The 21329-nt window shown below is 54.9% G+C and carries 21 protein-coding genes; 10 read left to right on the top strand and 11 right to left on the bottom strand.

Annotation, left to right across the window (positions count from 1 at the left end):
* Positions 1-225: 225 nt before the first annotated feature.
* Positions 226-1947, top strand: a complete 1722-nt coding sequence (gene recJ / locus ACYVGU_RS13660) for a single-stranded-DNA-specific exonuclease RecJ (RefSeq protein ID WP_460622533.1) — start codon at positions 226-228, stop codon at positions 1945-1947.
* 136 nt (positions 1948-2083) lie between these two features.
* Here the strand turns inward: recJ and ACYVGU_RS13655 are convergent, their stop codons facing one another.
* Together ACYVGU_RS13655 and ACYVGU_RS13650 are read right to left on the bottom strand one after the other, a co-directional pair.
* Positions 2084-2596, bottom strand: a complete 513-nt coding sequence (locus ACYVGU_RS13655) for a hypothetical protein (protein WP_460622532.1) — start codon at positions 2594-2596, stop codon at positions 2084-2086.
* Positions 2597-2683: 87 nt separating this feature from the next.
* Positions 2684-3073 (bottom strand): DoxX family protein, encoded by a 390-nt coding sequence (locus tag ACYVGU_RS13650; protein ID WP_460622531.1) that lies wholly within the window; start codon positions 3071-3073, stop codon positions 2684-2686.
* Between the two features lie 171 nt (positions 3074-3244).
* On the opposite strand from ACYVGU_RS13650, the gene ACYVGU_RS13645 reads away from it, so the two are divergent.
* The 4 genes from ACYVGU_RS13645 to ACYVGU_RS13630 all read left to right on the top strand — a co-directional run bounded on the left by ACYVGU_RS13645 (position 3245) and on the right by ACYVGU_RS13630 (position 8199).
* Positions 3245-5083 carry a M61 metallopeptidase family protein gene (locus ACYVGU_RS13645; RefSeq protein WP_460622530.1) on the top strand — a complete coding sequence of 613 codons (1839 nt, stop codon included), beginning with the start codon at positions 3245-3247 and terminating at the stop codon, positions 5081-5083.
* A gap of 90 nt (positions 5084-5173) precedes the next feature.
* Positions 5174-5905 (top strand): LPS export ABC transporter ATP-binding protein, encoded by a 732-nt coding sequence (lptB, locus tag ACYVGU_RS13640; RefSeq protein WP_460622529.1) that lies wholly within the window; start codon positions 5174-5176, stop codon positions 5903-5905.
* A gap of 195 nt (positions 5906-6100) precedes the next feature.
* Complete coding sequence (locus ACYVGU_RS13635) at positions 6101-7627, top strand: GH3 auxin-responsive promoter family protein (protein ID WP_460622528.1); 1527 nt, start codon at positions 6101-6103, stop codon at positions 7625-7627.
* Positions 7628-7719: 92 nt separating this feature from the next.
* Positions 7720-8199, top strand: coding sequence for a toxin-antitoxin system YwqK family antitoxin (locus tag ACYVGU_RS13630; protein WP_460622527.1), 480 nt, complete (start codon positions 7720-7722; stop codon positions 8197-8199).
* A gap of 482 nt (positions 8200-8681) precedes the next feature.
* On the opposite strand, the gene ACYVGU_RS13625 is transcribed toward ACYVGU_RS13630, so the two are convergent.
* The 6 genes from ACYVGU_RS13625 to ACYVGU_RS13600 form a co-directional block, all read right to left on the bottom strand.
* Positions 8682-9464, bottom strand: a complete 783-nt coding sequence (locus ACYVGU_RS13625; protein WP_460613164.1) for an AIM24 family protein — start codon at positions 9462-9464, stop codon at positions 8682-8684.
* 184 nt (positions 9465-9648) lie between these two features.
* The gene (locus tag ACYVGU_RS13620; RefSeq protein ID WP_460622526.1) at positions 9649-10017 is read right to left on the bottom strand and encodes a hypothetical protein; all 369 of its coding nucleotides are present in this window, start codon (positions 10015-10017) and stop codon (positions 9649-9651) included.
* 201 nt (positions 10018-10218) lie between these two features.
* On the bottom strand, positions 10219-11760 hold the full coding sequence (gene gltX / locus ACYVGU_RS13615; protein WP_460622525.1) for a glutamate--tRNA ligase: 1542 nt from the start codon (positions 11758-11760) through the stop codon (positions 10219-10221).
* A 139-nt stretch (positions 11761-11899) separates the two neighbouring features.
* On the bottom strand, positions 11900-12511 hold the full coding sequence (locus ACYVGU_RS13610) for a pentapeptide repeat-containing protein (RefSeq protein ID WP_460622524.1): 612 nt from the start codon (positions 12509-12511) through the stop codon (positions 11900-11902).
* A complete protein-coding gene (locus tag ACYVGU_RS13605; protein ID WP_460622523.1) occupies positions 12512-12706 on the bottom strand; it encodes a hypothetical protein in 195 nt (64 codons plus the stop codon).
* 70 nt (positions 12707-12776) lie between these two features.
* On the bottom strand, positions 12777-13163 hold the full coding sequence (locus ACYVGU_RS13600) for a RidA family protein (RefSeq protein ID WP_460613159.1): 387 nt from the start codon (positions 13161-13163) through the stop codon (positions 12777-12779).
* A gap of 65 nt (positions 13164-13228) precedes the next feature.
* Here ACYVGU_RS13600 and ACYVGU_RS13595 point away from each other — a divergent pair, with 65 nt between their 5' ends.
* Entirely contained in the window at positions 13229-13909 is a 681-nt protein-coding gene (locus tag ACYVGU_RS13595) for a 3-hydroxyacyl-CoA dehydrogenase family protein (protein WP_460622522.1), read from the top strand.
* A 55-nt stretch (positions 13910-13964) separates the two neighbouring features.
* Here ACYVGU_RS13595 and glmS read toward each other — a convergent pair whose 3' ends face one another.
* The 3 genes from glmS to ACYVGU_RS13580 all read right to left on the bottom strand — a co-directional run bounded on the left by glmS (position 13965) and on the right by ACYVGU_RS13580 (position 18205).
* On the bottom strand, positions 13965-15800 hold the full coding sequence (gene glmS, locus ACYVGU_RS13590; protein ID WP_460622521.1) for a glutamine--fructose-6-phosphate aminotransferase: 1836 nt from the start codon (positions 15798-15800) through the stop codon (positions 13965-13967).
* A 109-nt stretch (positions 15801-15909) separates the two neighbouring features.
* Positions 15910-17409 carry a DUF4270 family protein gene (locus ACYVGU_RS13585; RefSeq protein ID WP_460622520.1) on the bottom strand — a complete coding sequence of 500 codons (1500 nt, stop codon included), beginning with the start codon at positions 17407-17409 and terminating at the stop codon, positions 15910-15912.
* Complete coding sequence (locus tag ACYVGU_RS13580) at positions 17393-18205, bottom strand: glycogen/starch synthase (protein WP_460613155.1); 813 nt, start codon at positions 18203-18205, stop codon at positions 17393-17395. The genes ACYVGU_RS13585 and ACYVGU_RS13580 overlap by 17 nt, the downstream gene beginning before the upstream one ends.
* A 120-nt stretch (positions 18206-18325) precedes the next feature.
* Between ACYVGU_RS13580 and panC the strand changes: the two genes are divergently transcribed.
* The 4 genes from panC to rfaE2 all read left to right on the top strand — a co-directional run bounded on the left by panC (position 18326) and on the right by rfaE2 (position 21269).
* The gene (gene panC / locus ACYVGU_RS13575; RefSeq protein ID WP_460622519.1) at positions 18326-19243 is read left to right on the top strand and encodes a 4-phosphopantoate--beta-alanine ligase; all 918 of its coding nucleotides are present in this window, start codon (positions 18326-18328) and stop codon (positions 19241-19243) included.
* Between the two features lie 61 nt (positions 19244-19304).
* Positions 19305-19652, top strand: a complete 348-nt coding sequence (panD, locus tag ACYVGU_RS13570) for an aspartate 1-decarboxylase (RefSeq protein ID WP_460613153.1) — start codon at positions 19305-19307, stop codon at positions 19650-19652.
* 105 nt (positions 19653-19757) lie between these two features.
* Complete coding sequence (locus ACYVGU_RS13565) at positions 19758-20774, top strand: lysylphosphatidylglycerol synthase transmembrane domain-containing protein (RefSeq protein WP_460622518.1); 1017 nt, start codon at positions 19758-19760, stop codon at positions 20772-20774.
* A gap of 12 nt (positions 20775-20786) precedes the next feature.
* A complete protein-coding gene (gene rfaE2, locus ACYVGU_RS13560) occupies positions 20787-21269 on the top strand; it encodes a nucleotidyl transferase family protein (protein ID WP_460622517.1) in 483 nt (160 codons plus the stop codon).
* Positions 21270-21329 lie beyond the last annotated feature (60 nt).

The raw sequence follows: 21329 nt of genomic DNA, 5'->3' as shown, positions 1-21329 counted from the left end.
TTCAGCCAACACAATGGGGTAGTATGGCCGTGCTTTATCAGTTTGTGCCTGCATCTGGCTTACTAGAAGTAGCCGCCCGACGCAAGGTTTTAACGGCCATTCAAACCGCTGAGTACCCAGCCGATCTGATAAATTCATTGGAATATGAGAGGGTAAATACGGCGGCAAACGCGGTTTTTCTTCGTACTTTTGAAGGTATAGCCCACTGTGGGTACCTGTCAGATTATGGAAAAACGGTGGATTCGCAAGCCTGCGCCCGACGCTGAAACAGTACGGCACCTGGCCGACGCCCTGCGCGTCAACGAGGCTATCATTTCCCTGCTCTGCCAGCGAAAAGTGTGCACCTTCGAGGAGGCGCGCGCTTTTTTCCGCCCCGCCCTCGATACCCTGCCTGATCCGCTTCTAATGCGTGACATGGACCGTGCCGTTGACCGGTTGGTCCGGGCCCTGCACCTAGGCGAGCGGGTTCTCGTGTTTGGCGACTATGACGTGGACGGGACTACCTCTGTAGCGCTGGTATACAGCTACCTGCGTCAGTTTTTCGGCCCCGAGCGCATCGACTATTACATTCCGGACCGCTACAAAGAAGGCTACGGCATTTCTGACGCGGGTATCGACTTTGCGGCGGAGCACGGCTACCAGCTGATTATTGCGCTTGACTGCGGCGTGAAGGCGGTGGAGAAGATAGCCTACGCCAACACGCGCGGCGTCGATTTTATCATCTGTGACCACCACTTGCCCGGCGCCGAGCTGCCCGCCGCAATAGCCGTACTGGACCCCAAGCGCACTGATTGTGCCTACCCGTTTAAGGAGCTCTCCGGCTGTGGCGTGGGGTTCAAGCTGATGCAAGCATTTACGCAGCACCAAGGCCTGCCCGAAGATGACTTGTACGAGTTGCTGGACCTAGTAGCGGTGAGCATTGCCGCTGATATCGTACCCATTTATGGCGAGAACCGGACTCTGGCCTACCACGGCCTGCACCTCATCAATGACCGCACCCGGCCCCAGCGCCCCGGCCTGGATGCGCTGCGGGAGCTAGCAGGCCTGCAAATGGCCGAGCTCAACATCAGCAGCTTGGTATTCGGGTTTGCGCCGCGCATCAATGCTGCTGGCCGCATGGGTGATGCCAAGCGCTCCGTGGCCATGCTGCTAGCTGAAAGCACTGCCGAGGCTGTAGAGAAGGCCGGAGTTGTAGACAAGACCAACCAGGAGCGTCGTGGATTCGATACGAGTATCACGAAGGAAGCGCTGGAAATGATTGAGCAGGACGATCTACTCCGCTCGGCCCGCACCACCGTGTTGTTCAAGGAAGACTGGCACAAAGGGGTGGTGGGCATTGTGGCGTCGCGCTGCCTGGATAAATACTACCGGCCTACCATCATTCTCACCGAAAGCAACGGCAAAGCGACCGGCTCGGCCCGCTCCGTGGTGGGGTTTGATGTGCACCAGGCCATTGAAGAGTGCGCGGAACTGCTCGACCAGTTTGGCGGCCACATGTACGCCGCGGGCCTCACGCTACCCGTGGAGAATGTGCCGGCCTTCCGCGAGAAGTTTGAACGCATTGTAGCCGGGCGCATCTTGCCTGAGCAGCTCATTCCGCCCGTCGAAATCGACTACACCATCAACCTGAGCGATATTACGCCGTCGTTTTTCCGGCTGCTGAGCCAGATGGAGCCGTTCGGTCCCGGAAATCCTAACCCCGTGTTTGCCTCCAAGCAGGTGTACGTTACCCCCGACTCAGCGCGGATTGTGGGCAACTCTCACCTCAAGCTTACCCTCACCCAAGATGGTCGCCATACCGTGGATGCCATTGGCTTCGGGCTAGGGGAGTACCACGAGCAAATTCTGCAGGGGCAGCCCTTTAGCGTGTGCTATACCGTGGAAATGAACGAGTTCCGAGGCGTGAAAAACCTGCAGCTGCGTGTAAAGGATATTCGCTGGGAGTAAGGTATGTTCCCAGAAACGGAGCGTAGGTACTAGCTCCGCCTTTTACCCAAACCCCCTAAAAAACAACTGACACCACCCCCTTCCAACGCTAGAGGAGGTGATGTCAGATGAGGCTAGGCATGGTGCGCAACAGCGGCTATCGTGCCGGGGCTATTAGGTACCGCTTGCTGCCGAAATTGAAATATCCGTCGCGCACGTAGGTGCCATAAATAGCATTAGATGTGGCACCGTTTGCCTCAGCCAGGTTCTGGGGGCGGTTCAGGCTCAGCCAGAGGGTAGTGCCGTTAAGCCGCCGCTCACGTAGAACCGGCTGGCCCTTCAGGCGAGCAACGTAGCGCTCTGCCACTTGGCCATTGCGACGATACACTGTTTTCTGCTCCCAGACCAAATTGCGTTTTGACCGATTTTCTGGGAGATTCTGCGCGTACGCCGGAATCACGTAGCCCCTGATGATGTGGCGGCGGGCACCCATGCGAGGCGCTTTCACGATAAATCCAGTGCGCTGCAACAGCTCGGCGCGGGTAGCTGCCGCAACTTGCATCAGGGAGTCGCGGGCAGTGGTGGCCCGGGCTTGATCCGTAATTACCTGGGCCACGGAGGTTTGAAATCCGGCCAGCAGCATAGCAAGGGGTAAAATTCTTTTAATCATGTAACGATATAGAAAAGGAAGAGGAATACGGCCAGCCGCAGCACGACTGTCGAGTTGGCCACGAGACAAAAACAGCGCCAGTGTTGGCTATGCGTGCTCTTTATCAGCTACCTCACCTTTGCTACTCCACCATACCCAGGCCATGAGCACTGCCTGCAACGGTAGCCGCAGCCACAGCGCCCACACCGGCACTGGCAGGCCCGCGCCGTGCGTCTGGAGCATATACACATTGGCCGGAAATACCGCTATCAGCAAGAGAATCAGGCCCCAGCCGGCCAGCCGACGGGTTGCCGGCAGCAACAGGCCTAGTCCGCCCGCTAGCTCCGCGGCTCCGCTTAGGTACACCAGCAGCAGGGGCGCTGGCAGGTACGGAGGCACAATGCGGAGGAACCCGGCAGGAACCACAAAATGCAGGATACCCGCCCCAATAAACAGGAAGGCCAATACGTAGCAGCTGATGTTCCGGAGGCGAGGCATATATCTTTTCTGGTGAGCTAGGGCACAGTTGGATTGCCAGAAGGGCCTAGGGTGCCAAGGTAGCCCAACTATACGCAAGGTCTTCTAACAAATAAGCGTAGCCGATGGCCCCGCAGCAATGCGTACCTTGGTCGCGGCGTTATCTGCCATTCAACTATCTATTTTGCTTCGATGAAGACGTTTTATCTGGCCCTAGGGCTAGGACTAACTGCAGCCGGCACGGCTGCGGCCCAGCAGCCCGCTGGCTATCAAATTAACCTCGACTTACAGAACGTCCAGAGCGACCGAGTGCGGGTGGTAATCAACACGCCGGACGTGAAGGAGCCGCAAGCTACCTATGTAATTCCCTCAGTAGTGCCCGGCTCGTATTCCAAGAAGGACTACGGCCGCTTCGTTACCGATTTCAAAGCCTTCAATAAACAAGGCAAGCGCCTGAAAGTGCGCAACAGCGGCCCCAACCTATTTATCATTGATGGAGCCCAGAAGTTGGCACGGCTGGAGTACCTAGTAGATGACACCTGGGACGCCAAGCAAGACGACTCGTTTATCTTCCAGCCTGGCGGCACCAACATTGACGCCGGCCGCAATTTCACCATCAACCACTACGGGTTCTATGGCTACCTAGAGGGCTACAAAATGCAGCCCTACCAGGTAACCGTGCAGAAACCCACCGAACTGTACGGCGCCACGGCCCTCACGGTGCGCCGCGAGTCGCCAACGCAGGACGTATACACGGCCCCCGATTACGTGACTCTGGCCGACGGTCCCATTCTCTACGCCAAGCCCGATACGGCCAGCTTCAGCACGGGTGGTGCGCGTATTTCGGTGGCGGTGCTGTCGGAAAGCGGGGTGGTGAAAGCCGCGGACGTAAGCCAGATGTTGCGGCCGATGTCGGAGGCGCTCACCAAGTTCTTCGGGAAGATGCCGGTGCCCCGCTACCAGTTCTTGTTTTACTTCCCTAGCCTGACTTCGCCGCTCAACAGCAAAAACGGCGGTTATGGCGCCATGGAGCACAGCTATTCCTCGCTGTACTTCCTGCCCGAAATTCCGGACCCGGAGCGCTTGCGCAGCATGGTGCTGGAAGTGGCTTCGCACGAGTTCCTGCACATGCTGGCTCCGCTGAACATCCACAGCCGCGAGATAGGGGAGTTTGACTTCCGCAACCCCAAAATGTCGCAGCACTTGTGGCTGTATGAGGGCGTAACAGAGTACGTGTCGCAGTTGGTACAGGTGCGGGGCGGAATTACTACCCCCGACGAGTTCCGCAACCGCATCAAGGACAAGATTGATAAGGCCGACAAGTTTGAAAACGTGTCGTTTACGGAAATGAGCCGCCTGATTCTGGAGCCTCCGTACAAAGACATGTATGGCAACGTGTACGAGAAAGGCGCCCTCATCGGGCTGCTTCTCGATATCCGCATCCGGGAGCTAAGCCAGAACCGCCAAACCCTGCGCGACGTGCTGCTGGCCCTGCGTGAGAAGTACGGCCCCACTCGGTCCTTCGAGGACAAAGACCTGATTCCGGAAATCGTGACCCTTACCAACCCCGAGATTCAGCAATTTTTCACGCGCTACGTGCAAGGCAAGGAGCCGCTTCCGCTAGCGGAATACCTCGGCAAAATTGGGTGGGCGTATGCTCCCGTTGGTCAGGCCAAAGTGAAGGCGTTCGGTAGCCTGGGTTTTGCCTACGATGCGGATAAAGACCAGTTCCGGGCCGTAAAAACCAAGGCCGATGAAAACGCCTTTGGCCTGAATGAAGGCGATATTATTGTAGCGGTGAATGGGCAGGCCGTCACCATGCAGACCGCCGAAAAGCTGCTGCGCCCCTTGGTAGAGCCCAAAACTGCCGATCCGGTGCGCGTGAAGTTTCGCAGTACGGCTTCCGGTCCCGAGAAGGAAAAGCAAGCCACTCCTCGCGAGTTCGATATTGAAGTGAAAAACCTGGTAGAAGCCGTGCCTACCCCCACGCCTACGCAGCAAGCGCTGCAGGATGGGTTGCTGAAAGGATAGGAGCTAGTAAGCGGGCCACATGCTCTCGTAGGTGGCCCGCTCTCCGCTCGTATTGGTTTCTCACGCCGTCACCTTCTTACCTTTGCTTGCATGATTCTTCGAGCTGAACACCTGGTCAAGAAATACAAAGCGCGCACCGTTGTCAACGACATGTCATTGCACGTGGAGCAGGGCGAGATTGTGGGCTTGCTGGGGCCAAACGGTGCGGGCAAAACCACCTCGTTCTACATGACGGTGGGCATGGTGAAGCCGAACTCCGGCCGCGTATTTCTCGATGGCCGGGACATTACCAATTTGCCCATCTACCAGCGGGCCCGCCTGGGCATTGGCTATCTGGCGCAGGAAGCTTCTGTTTTCCGCGACCTGACGGTGGAAGAGAATGTGCTGTCGGTGCTGGAAATGACGAACATGCCAAAGCAGGCCCAGCGCGACAAGGTAGAGGAACTTCTCAACGAATTCAGCCTGACGCACGTGCGCAAAAACCTGGGCCGCGTGCTCAGTGGTGGCGAGCGGCGCCGCACCGAAATTGCCCGGGCCCTGGCCGTCGACCCAAAATTTGTGCTGCTGGATGAGCCTTTCGCCGGCGTCGACCCGATTGCGGTAGAGGAAATTCAGGGCATTGTGGCCAAGCTCAAGCACAAGAACATCGGTATTCTTATCACCGACCACAACGTAAACGAAACGCTCAGCATCGTTGATAGGGCCTACCTGCTCTTCGAGGGCAAACTGCTGAAGGCCGGTACCGCCGAAGAGTTAGCCGAAGATGAGATGGTACGCCGCGTGTACCTGGGCAAGCATTTTGAGTTGAAGCGGAAAGTATAGCTAGTAACTAGCCCGAGCATCGGCTTCAAGAGAAAAGCGGGGGTAGTAGTCAGCGAGTTGGCTTGGGCTGCGTGGTGAAGCTAGTACCCAAGTTGCCGGGCTCCGCCAATTTACGGTAACTTTCCTCGGCTGCCTGGGGTAGAGAGAACCCCCATCCTTGCTTACTCGCTATGTCCCACCTGTTCTTACGTCGTCGTGATTAGTACTCTTCTGACCTGGGCTGTACAGCGGCGGTTGACCAACGTGGAGCACATCCGACAGTATCCGCACGAGGCGCAACAACAGGTTTTACAGAGTCTGCTGCGCACCGCTCGCGCCACTGAATGGGGCCAACGGTATGGCTTTGCAGATGGCCTTACGGCCCGTGAGTTTGCCCAGCGCGTGCCCATCAGCAGCTACGAAGAACTGTACCCGGAACTAGAGCGGGTGCTGCGCGGAGAGGCTGATGTGCTGTGGCCCGGTCCGGTGCAATGGTTTGCCAAGAGCAGCGGCACCACTAACGCCCGCAGCAAATTTATTCCCGTCACGCGCGAGTCGTTGCAGGAAGGCCACTACCGCGCCGGCCGCGACATGACGGCGCTAGCCACGCTGTACTACCCCGAGGTCAATATTCTGGGCGGCAAAACCCTTTCACTAGGGGGTACGCACAGCCCAAACCCCTTCCGTACCCCCGATGCCGGCTCCCGGGTCGGCGACGTATCGGCCGTAATTATGCAGAACCTGCCGGGCTGGGCCGAGTTTGTGCGTACGCCACCGCTGGAGCTGGCCCTGCTGGATGAGTGGGAGGAAAAGATTGAGCGTATTGCCCGCCACGTGCAGGACGTAGATGTGCGTGTGCTGGCCGGCGTACCTACCTGGATGATTGTGCTACTGCGCCGCGTAACGGAGCTGGCTGGCGCCGCCTCTATTCTGGAAGTATGGCCCAAGCTAGGTCTGTTTTTGCACGGGGCCGTGGCGTTTGGGCCCTACCGGGAGTTATTTCGCCAGCTGATTCCGAGCTCACAGATGAACTATCTGGAGGTGTACAACGCCTCCGAAGGCTACCTCGCCCTGCAGGACGAACCCAACTCCGAGGAGTTGCTGCTGTTGCTCAACCACGGTATTTACTATGAGTTTCTGCCGCCCGACCAATGGGATGTAGCCGAACCACAAGCCATTGGGCTGGAAGACGTGGTGCTGGGCCAAACGTACGCCCTCATAATCAGCACCAATGCGGGCCTGTGGCGCTATAAGATCGGCGACACGGTGCGCTTCACGTCATTGGCACCCTACCGCATCCGGATTTCCGGCCGCACCAAGCACTTTCTCAACGCCTTTGGCGAAGAAGTGGTGGTAGAAAACGCCGATGCCGCCATTGCCGCCGCCTGCCTGGCTACCAGCACCACCGTCCGCGACTATACTGCTGCCCCCATCTACTTTTCCTCCGATGATGGTGCCTCGCGCGGGGGCCACCAATGGCTCGTGGAGTTCACGCAACCTCCCGCCGATGTGCAGGCATTCGCCACTGTGCTCGATAATACGTTGCGCCAACTCAACTCCGACTACGACGCCAAGCGCCACCGCGACCTTGCTCTTACACCGCCGCAACTCACCGTAGCGCCAAGCGGCACGTTTGAGCGGTGGTTGGCCTTCAAAGGCAAGCTAGGCGGCCAGCACAAGGTTCCCCGGCTTAGCAATTCTAGGGAGCTGCTGAATGAAATTCTGGAACAACTAAAAAAATAGTTATACATTCCGGAGCTAACTAATCCTTATCTCCGATGCACGTACTAAACAGATACCTTGGTCTTTACCTGAACAGACAGGTAACGTTTGTAATGCTGCTGTTACTAGGCTTGCTGGGCTCCGGATGCGTACACGTGCGGTCTGGCCCCGTCGGTTTCTGGTCGCGTAACCGCTTCGACCGTGGTGGCGAGCAACGGCACGGGCCTTGGCGCGAGTACTATGATAAAGAGGAACAGCAGCTAGCCACCCGGGGCCGATACCGGCACGGGCTACCGGCAGGGAAGTGGCGCACGTACCAGCCCAGCGGATCCCTGGAGCGCACCGAGAAATTCTACCGCCGTCCGTACGGGCTAGTAACCATCAACTACTTCCACCCCAATAACCAACTAGCCAAGCAAGGCCAGGCCCGGTACCGTGCTGAGCCTAGTGGCGCACGATTTTTCTGGTTTGGCGAATGGAAATGCTACTCAACAACCGGTCAGCGGCTCCCCTCAGAATGGTACCACGAAGGCGTAAAAGTGCAGGCCGCTTCCGCGCACCCCAATCTAGATAAGGTTCAAAATCGTAAATAGTACGCGCGTGCTGCCCAAATTGGATTGGGGCTGCTGCTGTTTGCTTTTTGGGGCTGGAAAATTTGGCTATTCCACCAACTGGGCATGCATATATAGGCTAGTGCAGTGCTTGGCTTATTTGCATAAAAATACTTTTCAAATACTGGATTTTTAATAGAAAGTAGATTATCTTTTCCCATCCGTTCTATCTCACAATCCCACCTATGTCAGTTACTTCTCCCTCTTACCGTTCCAGCGACGGTAGACGTCGCCGGCGACGGTCACAAACCGATGATAAGGAATCTGAGCGCGGTACCAGCTTCGCCGTAGGCATACTGGGGCTGCTGCTGTTGGCGCTCCTAGCCAGCCTCGGGGTTATTGCAGCTTCCTTCAGCGGTTAGTATTCGTCAGCCTGTTATAATACAATGGCCCTGCCAGCGGAATTGCTCCACCGGCAGGGCCATTCGTTTGCTAGGGTAGGCAGGGTGCCGAACCCTGGTTTTCTATTGATCCATAACGCCGCCAACCAGGTTGCCAAATAGTCCACCGCTTTCTTTGCGGGCATTGCCGCCGGTAGGTGCCAAGGCCTGAATGAGCTTCTTCACGGGCATCGACTGCAGCCATACGCGGCCGGTGCCCCGCAGCGTGGCTAGCAGCAAGCCTTCGCCCCCGAATATCATTGATTTCAACCCACCCGCCCGGACGATGTTGAAGTCGATGCCTGGCTCAAAGGCTACTACACAGCCCGTATCAACGCGCAGCAATTCGTTGTTGAGGCGCTTTTCGATGATGGTGCCGCCGGCGTGAATAAAGGCTTTGCCGTCGCCGGTTATCTTCTGCAGAATAAAGCCTTCGCCCCCAAACAAGCCGGCGCCCAGTTTCTGATTGAAATGAATGGCCATTTTGGTGCCCCTCGCGGCAGCTAAAAAGCCGTCCTTCTGCACAATCAGGCCCTGCGGCAGCTCGCGTAAGTCAATGGGGATGATGGTGCCGGGGTAAGGGGCAGAAAAGGCTACGTGGGCCTTGCCATAGCCACCGCGGTGCGTAAAGTGCGTCATGAACAGCGACTCGCCGGTAATCAGGCGTGTACCGGCCGAGAAAAGTTTGCCCATTAGGCCTTGATCGGGCTCGGAGCCGTCCCCCATTTTAGTTTCGAAGGCAATGGCTTCCGACATGTATACCATGGCCCCGGCTTCGGCAATAACGGTTTCGTTGGGGTCAAGCTCTACTTCCAATACTTGAATATCCGTACCAAGGATTTTGTAGTCAACGTCGTGGGATTGCATAAAAGGACCTGAGGTATGAAGGATGAAATACTACCCCCAAGTATAGCAAAAGCCGCATAGAAATGGGCGGCTGCCACCGTCCAATCAGCATAAAGAGCCTTTCCTTACCTATAGCACCCAATAATTCCGGTGGGCACAGAGGTAAGAAAAGGCTCTTGGTACTAGGTATTAAACGGGCGTAAACCTACTCCTCGTCGTCTTCTTTTGGTAAGTCAACGTCGGGCTCAGCTTCTGCTTTTGGGCCTTTTTTCTTTGCCTCGCGGCTTGTGCGACGCATAAAGTCCTCATCCGACTCTTCGGGCTCCTGCACGCCTTCTTCCAGCGGGAAGTCTTCTTCCTCGTCCTTTTCGCCAAATTGCCCATCCCGGTTTACCAGTTTCTTATCCCGCACGTGGCGATTCAGAAACAGGTTAATATCCTCGATGGAATAATTGGAAGTGATTTCGCCGAGCGGATTTACTTTAATCTCAAAGCCTTCCAGCTCCTTATGCACGCGAGCCTTTTTCTCGGGGTCGTTTTTCTTCTTTTTGGGGTTGACTGGTTTTTTGGCCATGATAGTATAGGCAATAGTCGGTTCAACAGCAGGTGGCCCACGGAACAAGCAGGCCTGAAGATGATAGTACGAGGCCACCCGCCAGCCGGTTGATGCGGAAGCTTAGAACCAGATACTAAACCGCACGCCACCAACAAAAAAGCCCGCCCGACACATACGGTCGGGCAGGCTTTTTACAACCAGTTAGAACAACTCCGGAACCTAGGCGGGCAACTGAGCCAACGCCTGCTGTAGGCGGGCTGCTGTTTCCTGGGTACCCAAAATGCTCATGATATGCATTAGGTCGGGGCCGGCGCCGGCGCCTGTTACGGCCACGCGTAGTGCTTGCAGCACCTGCCCAATTTTGATGCCTTGGCGCTCCAACACTTGCGTCAGCAGGTTCTTGATGCCTTCGGGGGGAGTGTCAGATGTGGTGGGCAGCTCCTGGGCAAACTCGGCAAGCGCCGCGGCCACCTGGGCATTCCATTTCTTGCTGATTACCTGCTCATCGTAGCTAGTGGGGCGCTGGAAGAAAATCTGGGCTTCCTTGGCTAGGTCGGCGGGGAAGGTAGCGCGCTCTTTTACCAGAGCCGCAATCTGCTCGGCTTTATCGGCGGCAACTTCCACGCCCTGGGCCTGCAGGCTGGCGGTGAGGTAGCCTGCTAGTTCAGCATCCGGTTTCGCCCGCAGATACTGCTCGTTGTACCAGCGCACTTTATTCTGATCGAAGCGGGCCGGCGACTTGCTCACTCGCTCAATCGAGAAAGCCTCAATCAGCTCGTCCATGGTGAACAGTTCCTGCTGCGAGCCGGGGTTCCAGCCCAGAAAAGCCAGGAAGTTGATAAAAGCCTCGGGCAGATAGCCGCTTTCGCGGTAGCCGCTGCTCACGGTTGGCTCGCCGGTTTCGGAATCTTTGCCGTGCCACTCCAGCGGGAATACCGGGAAGCCTAGTCGGTCGCCGTCGCGCTTGCTGAGCTTGCCGGTACCATCGGGCTTCAGCAGCAGCGGCAAGTGGGCAAACTGAGGCATAGTGTCTTCCCAACCCAGGTAGCGGTACAGCAGCACGTGCAAAGGCGCGGAAGGCAGCCACTCTTCACCCCGAATAACGTGGGTGATTTCCATCAGATGGTCGTCGACGATGTTGGCCAAGTGGTAAGTTGGCATGCCATCAGACTTCATCAGCACTTTATCATCCACCGATGACGAGTGCACCACCACCCAGCCACGAATGAGGTCGTTGAAGCGAATTTCCTCCTTGCGGGGTACTTTCAAACGGATGACATACTGCGCACCGCTGTCCAGCAGCTGCTTTACTTCCTCGGCGGGCAAGGTAAGCGAGTTGCGCATTTGGGCGCGCGTGATGCTGTTGTACTGTGGGTTAGGCACCTTGGCCGCCGTGAGGCGCGCGCGCATGGCGTCTAGGTCCTCGGGGGTATCAAAGGCATAGTAGGCATGGCCGCTGTCAATCAGCTGCTGGGCATACTGCATGTACATGGGCTTGCGCTCACTCTGGCGGTAGGGGGCATGCGGGCCGCCGTTCCAGGGGCTTTCGTCCAGCGTGATGCCGCACCACTCCAGGCTCTGACGGATGTAATCCTCGGCGCCGGGTACAAAGCGGTTCTGGTCGGTGTCCTCAATGCGGAGCAGCATTTTGCCGCCCAGCTTGCGAGCCAACAGATAGTTATATAGCGCAGTGCGCACGCCGCCAATGTGCAGCGGCCCGGTGGGGCTGGGTGCAAAACGTACCCGTACTTCTCTTTCCATACAAACAGCTAATTCTCACGTCCGATTCAGGTCCGAAACGCGCCGCAAAGGTAGGTAATTAGCAGGGGAGCTAATAGGATATAAAATTGGCATCAGAAGCAGAATGACTGAGCTATTCCACCTCCTGATGCGGCATTGCTTAGCTAATCACTAGGTCGTACTTACTGAGCAACCCCGGTAGGCCTTCCAAGCTGAAGCGAGCTTGTTTCATCTCGTTCTGTTCCGGGTCTAGCAGTACCTCCTGTGCCGTTCGAAAGTCGGCGCCAATCAGGCGAGTCCGGCTAAACACGGCGCGGCGCAACTGGCAGTTATGAAAAACGGCCCCGGAAAGGTCAGTTTGCGTGAAATTGGCTTCTTGTAATGAGCAGCCTACGAAGCGGGTATTGGGCATGACTTTGCCGTGGAAAGAGGCATAGTCGAGCTGGCACTTATCGAAATGTACTCCGAACAGCATATCCCGGCACACCTCAAACTGCACGCCCAGTAGCTTGCAGCCTTCAAAAGCTACATTCTGAAGCGAAGCGTTGGCAATAGTGCTACCCGCTAGGTTACAGTTCTCAAATAGGCAGTCGCTGAACAGGCGGCCGGCCAAATCAGCTTGACTTAAATCAAACCCAATGAAGTGGTAGTGCTCAAACTCCTTCTGGCCCACTAGCTCCGGAGGCATGGCGCGCGTGAGCACGTTTTGCGGCGGGAAATTACTAGGCTTGATCAGGAGCTTAACCGGCTTGCGAGGGGTAGGGCGCCGCATCTACTCCTGATTCTTGAAACGAAGCCAAAGCCCCAGTCCCAGCAAGGTTATGCCGCCCCGGATTAGCCAAGCTATAGTCGGGCCCCAGGTTGTAATCCAGTCCAGTAACGGAAACCGGAAATTAGCCGGCAGCAGTAACGGCGCCAGCATGGAAAGCAGGCCCGCCAGAAACAGAAATATGCCCAACTCTTTCATACAGGATAAGGAGTAGAATGATGAGGTAAGAAAGAAGAGTAGAAAAGCCGCAACGAGCGGCCTTTCCTTGCTATTTCACCGCAATGCAGGATATTTCTACCTGTACATCTTTGGGCAAGCGGCTTACCTCCACCGTTTCCCGGGCAGGGGCATAATCAGCAGAAAAATAGCTGCCGTAGATTTCATTGATAAGGCCAAAGTTGCCGAGGTCTTTCACAAAAATGCTGCACTTCACGATATCACGCAACGTGAAGCCCGCGGCCTGCAATACCGCCTCAATGTTGCGCATTACTTGGTGGGTTTCCTGCGCCACGTCGCCATCACCAACTAGTTGACCGGTGGTGGAATCTAGGGCAATCTGGCCGGATACGTACACGGTATTGCCTGCCTGAATAGCTTGGCTGTACGGGCCAATAGGAGCAGGGGCTTGGTCGGAATAAACGATTGAGTTGGCCATAGCAAGGGCGAAGTCGTTGGTGGGAGAGGAACCAGTATCTTTCAGCGAAAGTAAGTTGAAAAAAGATGCATCTCTTTATTGTCGAGGGCCAGCACCTAGAGCAGGAGTTCCGGCGCAAGTTCGGGCCAGGCCATACCTACGACTTCTGCCTGGCATCGGCTCCCGATCTGCTCACCCGCTTGGGTGCCGCCGATGTTGCCTTTGATCTGCGTGAGTGGCCTGAACTACATTACGAGCAGCCTCGGCAGCCCCTCTTTTATAGTACGACTTCCCATAGCCTGGCCGAACTCTTCCACAACGAGGCCCCACCGTTCGGGCCTGTTTTTGGGTTTAGCGGTTTGCCCACCCTAGTAAACCGACCCATCATGGAGGTCGCCTGGTACCGTGCTGAGGATGCTACTCAACTGGCTACCGTGTGTGCCTCCCTCGGTACGCGCTATTGCGTGGTGCAGGACCGCGTGGCGCTTCTGCTACCCCGCGTAGTGTGCCAAAGTATCAATGAGGCATGCTTTGCGCTGCAAGAAGGGGTAGCGTCGGCCCAGGAAATAGATCTTATGCTGCAGGCAGGTAGTCCATACGGGCCATGCACTTGGGCGAACTATATTGGAATAAGCCGTGTGTATCAGACGCTAGAACGCGTATATCAGGATACCCATGAGCAGCGCTATAAGCCGTGTTCTTTACTTAAAAGGATGCATCTGCGGGGCGAAACGTTTATGCTGACCGCTAGTACCAGTAAACAATAACTAAAAAAGGCCGCCTCGATTGCTCGAAGCGGCCTTTTTTGATTCTCGCAAACGGTTACTCTACCGTTACCGATTTAGCCAAGTTACGTGGCTGATCGACGTTGCAGCCCCGCAGAACCGCAATGTGATACGACAGCAACTGCAACGGTACCACCGATACCAAAGGCATCAGCGCATCGCTCGTAGCAGGCACTTCAATCGTGAACTCAGCCATAGCCGGAATTACATCGTCGCCTTCTGTTACAATGGCAATGATGCGGCCTTTGCGGGCCTTCACTTCCTGGATGTTACTTACCACCTTCTCGTACGAGCTATCCTTGGTAGCAATAACTACTACGGGCATGTTCTCATCAATGAGGGCGATAGGCCCGTGCTTCATTTCGGCAGCCGGGTAGCCTTCGGCATGAATGTAGCTGATTTCCTTCAGCTTAAGCGCGCCTTCCAAAGCTACCGGGAAGTTGTAACCCCGACCTAGGTACAGGAAGTTAGTAGCATCCTTGAAGATTTCAGAAATCTTCTCGATTTCATCATTCAACAGCAATGCTTTCTCAACTTTAGCTGGAATGCTGCTGAGTTCCACCATCAATTCGCGCAGACGAGTATCCGTTAGAGTACCGCGCTTATGGCCAACAATCATGGCTAGCAACGTCAGAACCGTTACCTGGGCCGTGAAGGCTTTAGTTGAAGCTACGCCAATTTCGGGGCCTGCGTGCGTGTAGGCACCTGCATCGGTAGCACGCGCAATGCTGCTGCCCACCACGTTGCAGATACCAAAGATGGTAGCACCGCGGCTCTTGGCCAGTTCTATAGCCGCCAAGGTATCCGCCGTTTCACCGGATTGCGAAATCGCAATTACGATGTCGCGTTCTGTGATGATAGGATTGCGATAACGGAATTCCGAAGCGTACTCTACTTCAACTGGAATACGAGCTAAGTCTTCTAACAGGTATTCAGCTACCAAGCCAGCATGCCACGAAGTGCCACAGGCTACAATCAGAATGCGTTCAGCGTTAACAAACTTACGCTCATAAGCCCGCACGCCGCCCATATTCAGGTGCCCTGCCTCGAGTTCCAAACGACCCCTCATCGAATCGAGGATAGACCGGGGCTGCTCGAAAATCTCTTTCAGCATGAAGTGCTCATAGCCACCTTTTTCGATGCTGTCGAGCTCAAGCTCCAGCTTCTGAATGTAAGGAGTCTGCTGCACGTCTTCCTTGGTCCGAATGTCCAGCTTACCATCCCGGATAACAACAATTTCATAGTCATTTACATAGACTACTTCATTGGTATATTCAATGATTGGAGTAGCATCCGAAGCCAAGAAAAATTCGTCTTTGCCTACCCCGATTACGAGAGGTGAGCCTTTACGAGCTGCAATTAGCTGGCCAGGCTCGTCTTTGCTTAGCACCACAATAGCGTAGGCACCTACTACCTCATGCAATGCCAGACGAACAGCTTCCTCTAGCGTGCAGTTGTTCTGCTTCTGGACTTCTTCAATCAGATTAACGAAAACTTCGGTGTCCGTATCAGAATGAAACTGGTGGCCCTGCTGCTGCAAGTGCGTTTTCAACGCCGCATAATTCTCAATAATGCCATTGTGGATAATGGCAATTCGCTCAGAAGTAGAGTAATGCGGGTGAGCGTTCACGTCGTTTGGCTCGCCGTGGGTAGCCCAACGGGTATGGCCCATGCCAATATTGGCGTGCGTATCCTCTTCAGCTATATAGGCTTCGAGGTCAGCTACCTTACCTTTTTTCTTGTAAACACTAAGCTGGCCGTTCAGCAGCGCTACGCCAGCAGAATCGTAGCCGCGGTACTCTAAGCGACGCAGGCCTTTGATGATGATAGGACAAGCCTCACGGTGTCCAATGTAAGCGACAATTCCGCACATAATTTATTTAGTTGTGGCAGAGCAGAAACCTCCGAAAAGGAAAGAAAATCGGGCGGCAACAGCAAAAGCTGTGCCGCCCTTAAAAGCAAGTAAGACTAAGTTGTTCTCGCTAGCGTAACTTGGAGTAGTATACGCGTAATGTGATTTTATTGGCGTCAACCTGCGCTCGGTTCAGAGTTAGCGCAAAGTTACTGCGCAGGATTGGCGACAGGAGCAGACCCGTAGGCAGTTCCCCATCCAGACGGTTTTGCAGGTAGGCCTGCAGATACTCTGTTATTGAAACGCGATACTCCTGAGCCGGATCCTGATCAGCTGGAAATACTGCCGAGGTTGGCTCACCTACGCTGGTAGGTCTTATAGGACCGGCCTGGTTACTGCCCTCTCGCTGTACCAAACGCTCGTATACCGTAGGCCCAACAGTACGGGTCAGCACTTGGTTGTTGCTATTCACCTCATATAGATAGAGGTTGTTAGGGTATGGAAACAGGCCATTACTTAGCGGCTTGATTGGAATCCGCAGCTCAGCGCGGTTAACTACTAAGTCGTTGTTGTTACGGATGCTTTCGAGGCCCTGAAACTCTATGCGCGTAGCCAAGCCAGTGCCTTCCTGCATGTACGTATACCCATCGGTAGCACTAGCGGCCAGCTGTTGAATAGGGTCAGTGAGCGTGGCAAGTGGTGAGCCGCTAAAATCAGTAGTGAGCTGGGTGAAGAACTTTGAATCCGTTACTAGGGGCTGGATGGGAATATGCCCGAAATAAAGCGAGTAAACGTGGTATTTACCGGTCTTGCCAGCGCTATTGGCTCCAGTAAAGTAAAAGGTTACCCGGCTATTTACAGTCCGGTTGAATCCTACAATAGTGCCGGAGAAGTCCGCTGCGGGAGTCATCGCAATGCCCTTCCACACAGCATTCAGTTTTTCCTGGTTGAAGCCGGCATCTTGCATGGCTGCAAATACCGAATTAGCCAGTGCTGCCGTGCCCGGGTACTTCAGCATGCGTACCCGAATTACCCGATCTGGTACCGTTACTAGTACGCTATCTTGGGTGGTAGTGGTATTGGTCGACAGCGGCACCTTGACTTTTCGGTCGCGGTTGAGCGGGGCCGAAAAGTTAGAGAGCAATGTAGTGCTGGTAGCTACCGATGAGCTAGAGTTGAATACCGCTCGGTCATCCATACGCTCCTGAAGCGTATGAAGATCAAACCGGAATGGCTGCGCGGCGGTACCATATACCTCATCAAATGCCATGCTGAAAACGACTGAGTCGAGCTTGACATTAGTGAACTTGGCCGGCAACGAATCAGGCAGCGAAGTAGTCAGATAAGGCTCTACCTGAATGTTCGTGTAAGCCCGCGCGGTGGTAGTACCCACGAGGTTATCGCGGAGCCGACCCACCAGCAGGTGATTTGCCTTCGCTGTTTCTACCGGTTGCTGACGAACCGTATAGGCCGTTACCGGAATATCAAGGTACTGAGATGTAATAGGAGATGTGCCGGGCAACTCGAGGCCAAGGTCGTTGGCTTCCTCACAGCTGGTAGCAATACCAAGCAAAGAGGCGGCAATAAGGGAAACCGAAGCGAGTCGGCTGGCGCTAGCTGGCCAATTCATTATATAGAGCGTAGTATGAGGTCAGCAGGTTGTCGTCGGCGCCGACCTGCTCAATTTGTTTCTTGCCGGTGTACTCCGAAAACAGGGTTTTCAGGTTCTCGCTGAAGTCTTCATCAGACTTCACTACCGTGTCAGCGTACTCCATGCCTACTTTGATGAAGCCACCGAAGTCAGCTGTTTTCAGCGCTGCCAGCATGTCATCGTCAATGTCCAGCATTTTCGCCTTCTCAATAATATCGCCTTCAAACTTGAAGTCGAACTCATTATTGTAGATGGTAAATACCGATTTGGCATCTTTGAAAATCGGGTCCTTTTTGTACGTCGTTTTCAGGTACATCGGAATCAGGCCCGTCATCCAGTCATTGCAATGCACAATGTCCGGCGCCCAGCCTAGCTTCTTTACCGTTTCCAACACACCTTTGCAGAAGAAAATGGCCCGCTCGTCATTGTCAGCGTGGAACTTGTCGTTCTTGTCTACCAACACGGACTTGCGGTGAAAATAATCTTCGTTATCAATGAAGTATACCTGTAGCTTCGCGTTCGGAATAGAGGCAACTTTGATAATGAGCGGCTTTTCATCCTCGCCAACAGCAATATTAATTCCGGAGAGGCGCACAACTTCATGCAAGCGGTTTTTCCGCTCATTGATAATGCCGAAACGCGGTACGAAAATGCGGATTTCCATCCCCATTTCCTGCATTCCCTGCGGCAGGCGCCGCAAAAACTCCGCTACCTTGGTGGTCTGCAAAAACGGGTTGATTTCCGTGGCAGCGTAGAGTATTCTCAACTTGGACATATAGAGTCAGTTGGGGTGATTAGGAAAGGGCAACACTTTGGGATGCACAAAATTAAACATTTTTGAGGGAAATTTCAACCTAACCCGGTCCGCTACTCGTCGAATCGGCCTTTAACCTCTATGCAGATACTAAATACCGCCGCGGCGTTGCAAGCCCAAACAGAGAATTGGCGCCGCGAAGGCAAACGCATTGGGCTAGTGCCCACCATGGGAGCGTTGCACGAAGGACATCTGCAACTGGTCCGGGCCGCGGCGCAGGAGTGCGATGTGGTGGTGGTAAGCATCTTCGTGAATCCCACCCAGTTCAATAACTCCGAGGATTTCCGACTCTATCCGCGTCTACCTGAGGCAGATGCCGATTTGCTAGGTCCCGCCGGTTGCACAGCCCTCTTTATGCCCCCAGTGGAGGAGATGTACCGGCGCAACACCGTATTGCGCTTTGATTTTGGCCCCCTGGAGCAGGTAATGGAAGGAGCGCACCGCCCCGGCCACTTTAACGGGGTAGCCACGGTAGTAAGCAAATTGTTTCATCTGAGCCGCCCGCACCGGGCATATTTCGGGCAGAAAGACTACCAGCAAGTGGCGGTGGTGCGCCAGCTTATAGCAGACCTGTCCTTTGATGTAGAGCTCGTGTCTTTTCCAACGGTACGCGAAGCAGATGGGCTGGCCATGTCCTCCCGAAACCGCCGTCTTTCCGCTGATGCTCGTGCCGTGGCTCCCTATCTGTATCGTGCCCTGCAGCTAGCCGCTGAGCTGGTGCAAACTGGGCAAGCAACGGTTGATGAAGTAAAAAGCGCTGTGGCAAATTTCCTAAGTGCGGTGCCGGCCATCGAGCTAGAGTACCTAGAGGTGGCCGATGCCCAAACGCTACAGCCTTTTACGGAGTGGCAGCCCGGTCGCGCCGTGGTGTTGTGCCTAGCGGCGCACCTAGGGGGCGTGCGGTTGATAGATAATGTAGTGGTAGAGCGGCAGATCCAAGGCAGATCAGCAGCAGTTGATGAAGCGCCACTAGGTACGGAAAAGGTGCAACTCGTTTAACCGGCTCCCAAATTAGGCTTCCGTATCTTTAGGGCCCAAAATTCACCGGCTTTTTCAGCTCATGCATATCGAGATTCTCAAGTCCAAGATTCACCGCGTTAAGGTTACGCAGGCGGAGCTGCACTATGTGGGTAGCATCACTATTGATGAAGACCTGCTGGACGCAGCCAATATGGTGGAAAACGAGAAAGTGACCATCGTAAATATCAACAACGGCGAGCGGTTCGAAACCTATACTATCAAGGGGGAAAGAGGCTCGGGCATGATTTGCCTGAATGGCCCGGCTGCCCGGCGCGTGGCCGTTGGCGACATTATTATCATCATCTCCTATGCCTTAATTGATTTCGCGGAGGCCAAAACGCACAAGCCTACGGTTATCTTTCCTGACCAACACAATCGGGTCAGCTAGACTCGGGTATATATTGGTGGCTGGTTGCGCCGGAAAGGAGGGTTTCAGCTGCTTGCTGCCCCATGCTTTGCGGTGCAACCAGCCACCTGCTTATTCCTTTATTGCATGAAGCAACTGCTAAACGTTCTGAAATACGGCCTGTTACTAGCCTTATCGGGGTTGCTGATGTGGTACGCGCTACGGGGCCAGAACCTGGCGCTTATTGGCGGCTATCTGCGGCAAGCAAGCTACGGCTGGCTGGCTTTCACGCTGGTACTTTCAGCGCTGGGGTATTTTAGCCGGGCGCACCGGTGGCAGATGCAGCTGGAAGCCAGCGGCCAGAATCCGCGCTACTGGGACGTGTATCATGCCATGATGGCGGGCTATTTGGCCAACCTGGTACTACCCCGAATGGGAGAAGTTATCCGGTGCTCCGTGTTACACCGCACAAGCCGAGTACCAGTGCAGGTATCACTAGGGGCCGTTATTACGGAAAGGGTAATTGATGTGCTGGTACTGGTGTGTCTACTGGGCCTGACATTACTGCTGGATTTGCATAAGTTCTGGGCCTTTGTGGTCAGTCTGTTTTCTGACCGCTACAACTCTGTGGCCGAGCACAAACAGTTGCTGTTGTCCGTAGCGGTAGTAGCCATCCTGCTCTTGGCCCTAACAGGCTACCTATTGTTTCAGAATCTGGAGAAGCTGCGCGAGCGGACTTTCTTTCTGAAGATCGAAAACTTTGTGCGCGGCATGCTGGATGGGGTATTTAGCGTACGTAAGCTCCGCAACCCCGGCCTGTTTCTGCTCCATACGGCCTTTACCTGGTTGGTGTATTACCTAATGGATTACTTGGCTTTCTTTGCCTTCCCCGCTACATCGGGGTTGGGGCTGGGGGCGGGCCTAGCAGTCCTGACGTTTGGGGCTTTTGGTATGGCCGCGCCCGTACAAGGCGGCTTTGGTGCTTTTCACTTGATGGTGCAAAGCACCTTGCTGGTATATGGCATCAGCAAAGAGGCTGGCATTGCATATGCCCTAGTAGTGCACGGCTCCCAAACCTTACTTGTGGTGCTGATGGGGGGCATTAGCTTCGTGGCTAGCATGACGAAATCGGGTAAAAAGGTCGAGCAGGTTGCCGTAACCTAAACAAGGGAGCCCATGTGGACGAAGGATAAAATACTGCCGCTTGGCCAGCTACTGCCCCTAGTGGAAGCTTGGAAGGCGGCCCATGAGAAAGTAGTATTCACGAACGGCTGCTTTGATCTGCTGCATCTGGGCCACGTTGATTATTTGGAGAAGGCCCGGCACCTAGGGAACCGCTTGGTAGTAGGGCTCAACACCGACGCCTCAGTAAGCTGCCTTAAGCCCGGCCGGCCGCTGCAAGACGAAGTGTCACGCGCAAGGGTGTTGGCCTCTCTTTTGTTTGTAGATGCTGTAGTCCTCTTCGGCGAGCAAACGCCTCTAGCTCTGATTGAAGCCCTGAAGCCCGATATTCTGGTGAAAGGCGACGACTATCAGATTAGTGGAATTGTAGGCCACGAGGTAGTGTTACAACATGGCGGGCAAGTCCTGACCGTACCCCTAGTAGCTGGCTATAGCACCACGCGTATTGTCGAGCGAATTTTGGGTACGGAACGGTAAGGAAAGAGCAGAGAAACGGTAGGTGTGCTACCCGACCTTCTGGTTCTTTCTGCACTTGCT

It is taken from the genome of Hymenobacter tenuis (assembly GCF_054780495.1).
Note: the sequence above shows the minus strand (reverse complement) of the source record. Positions and strands in the feature narration are given on the sequence as shown.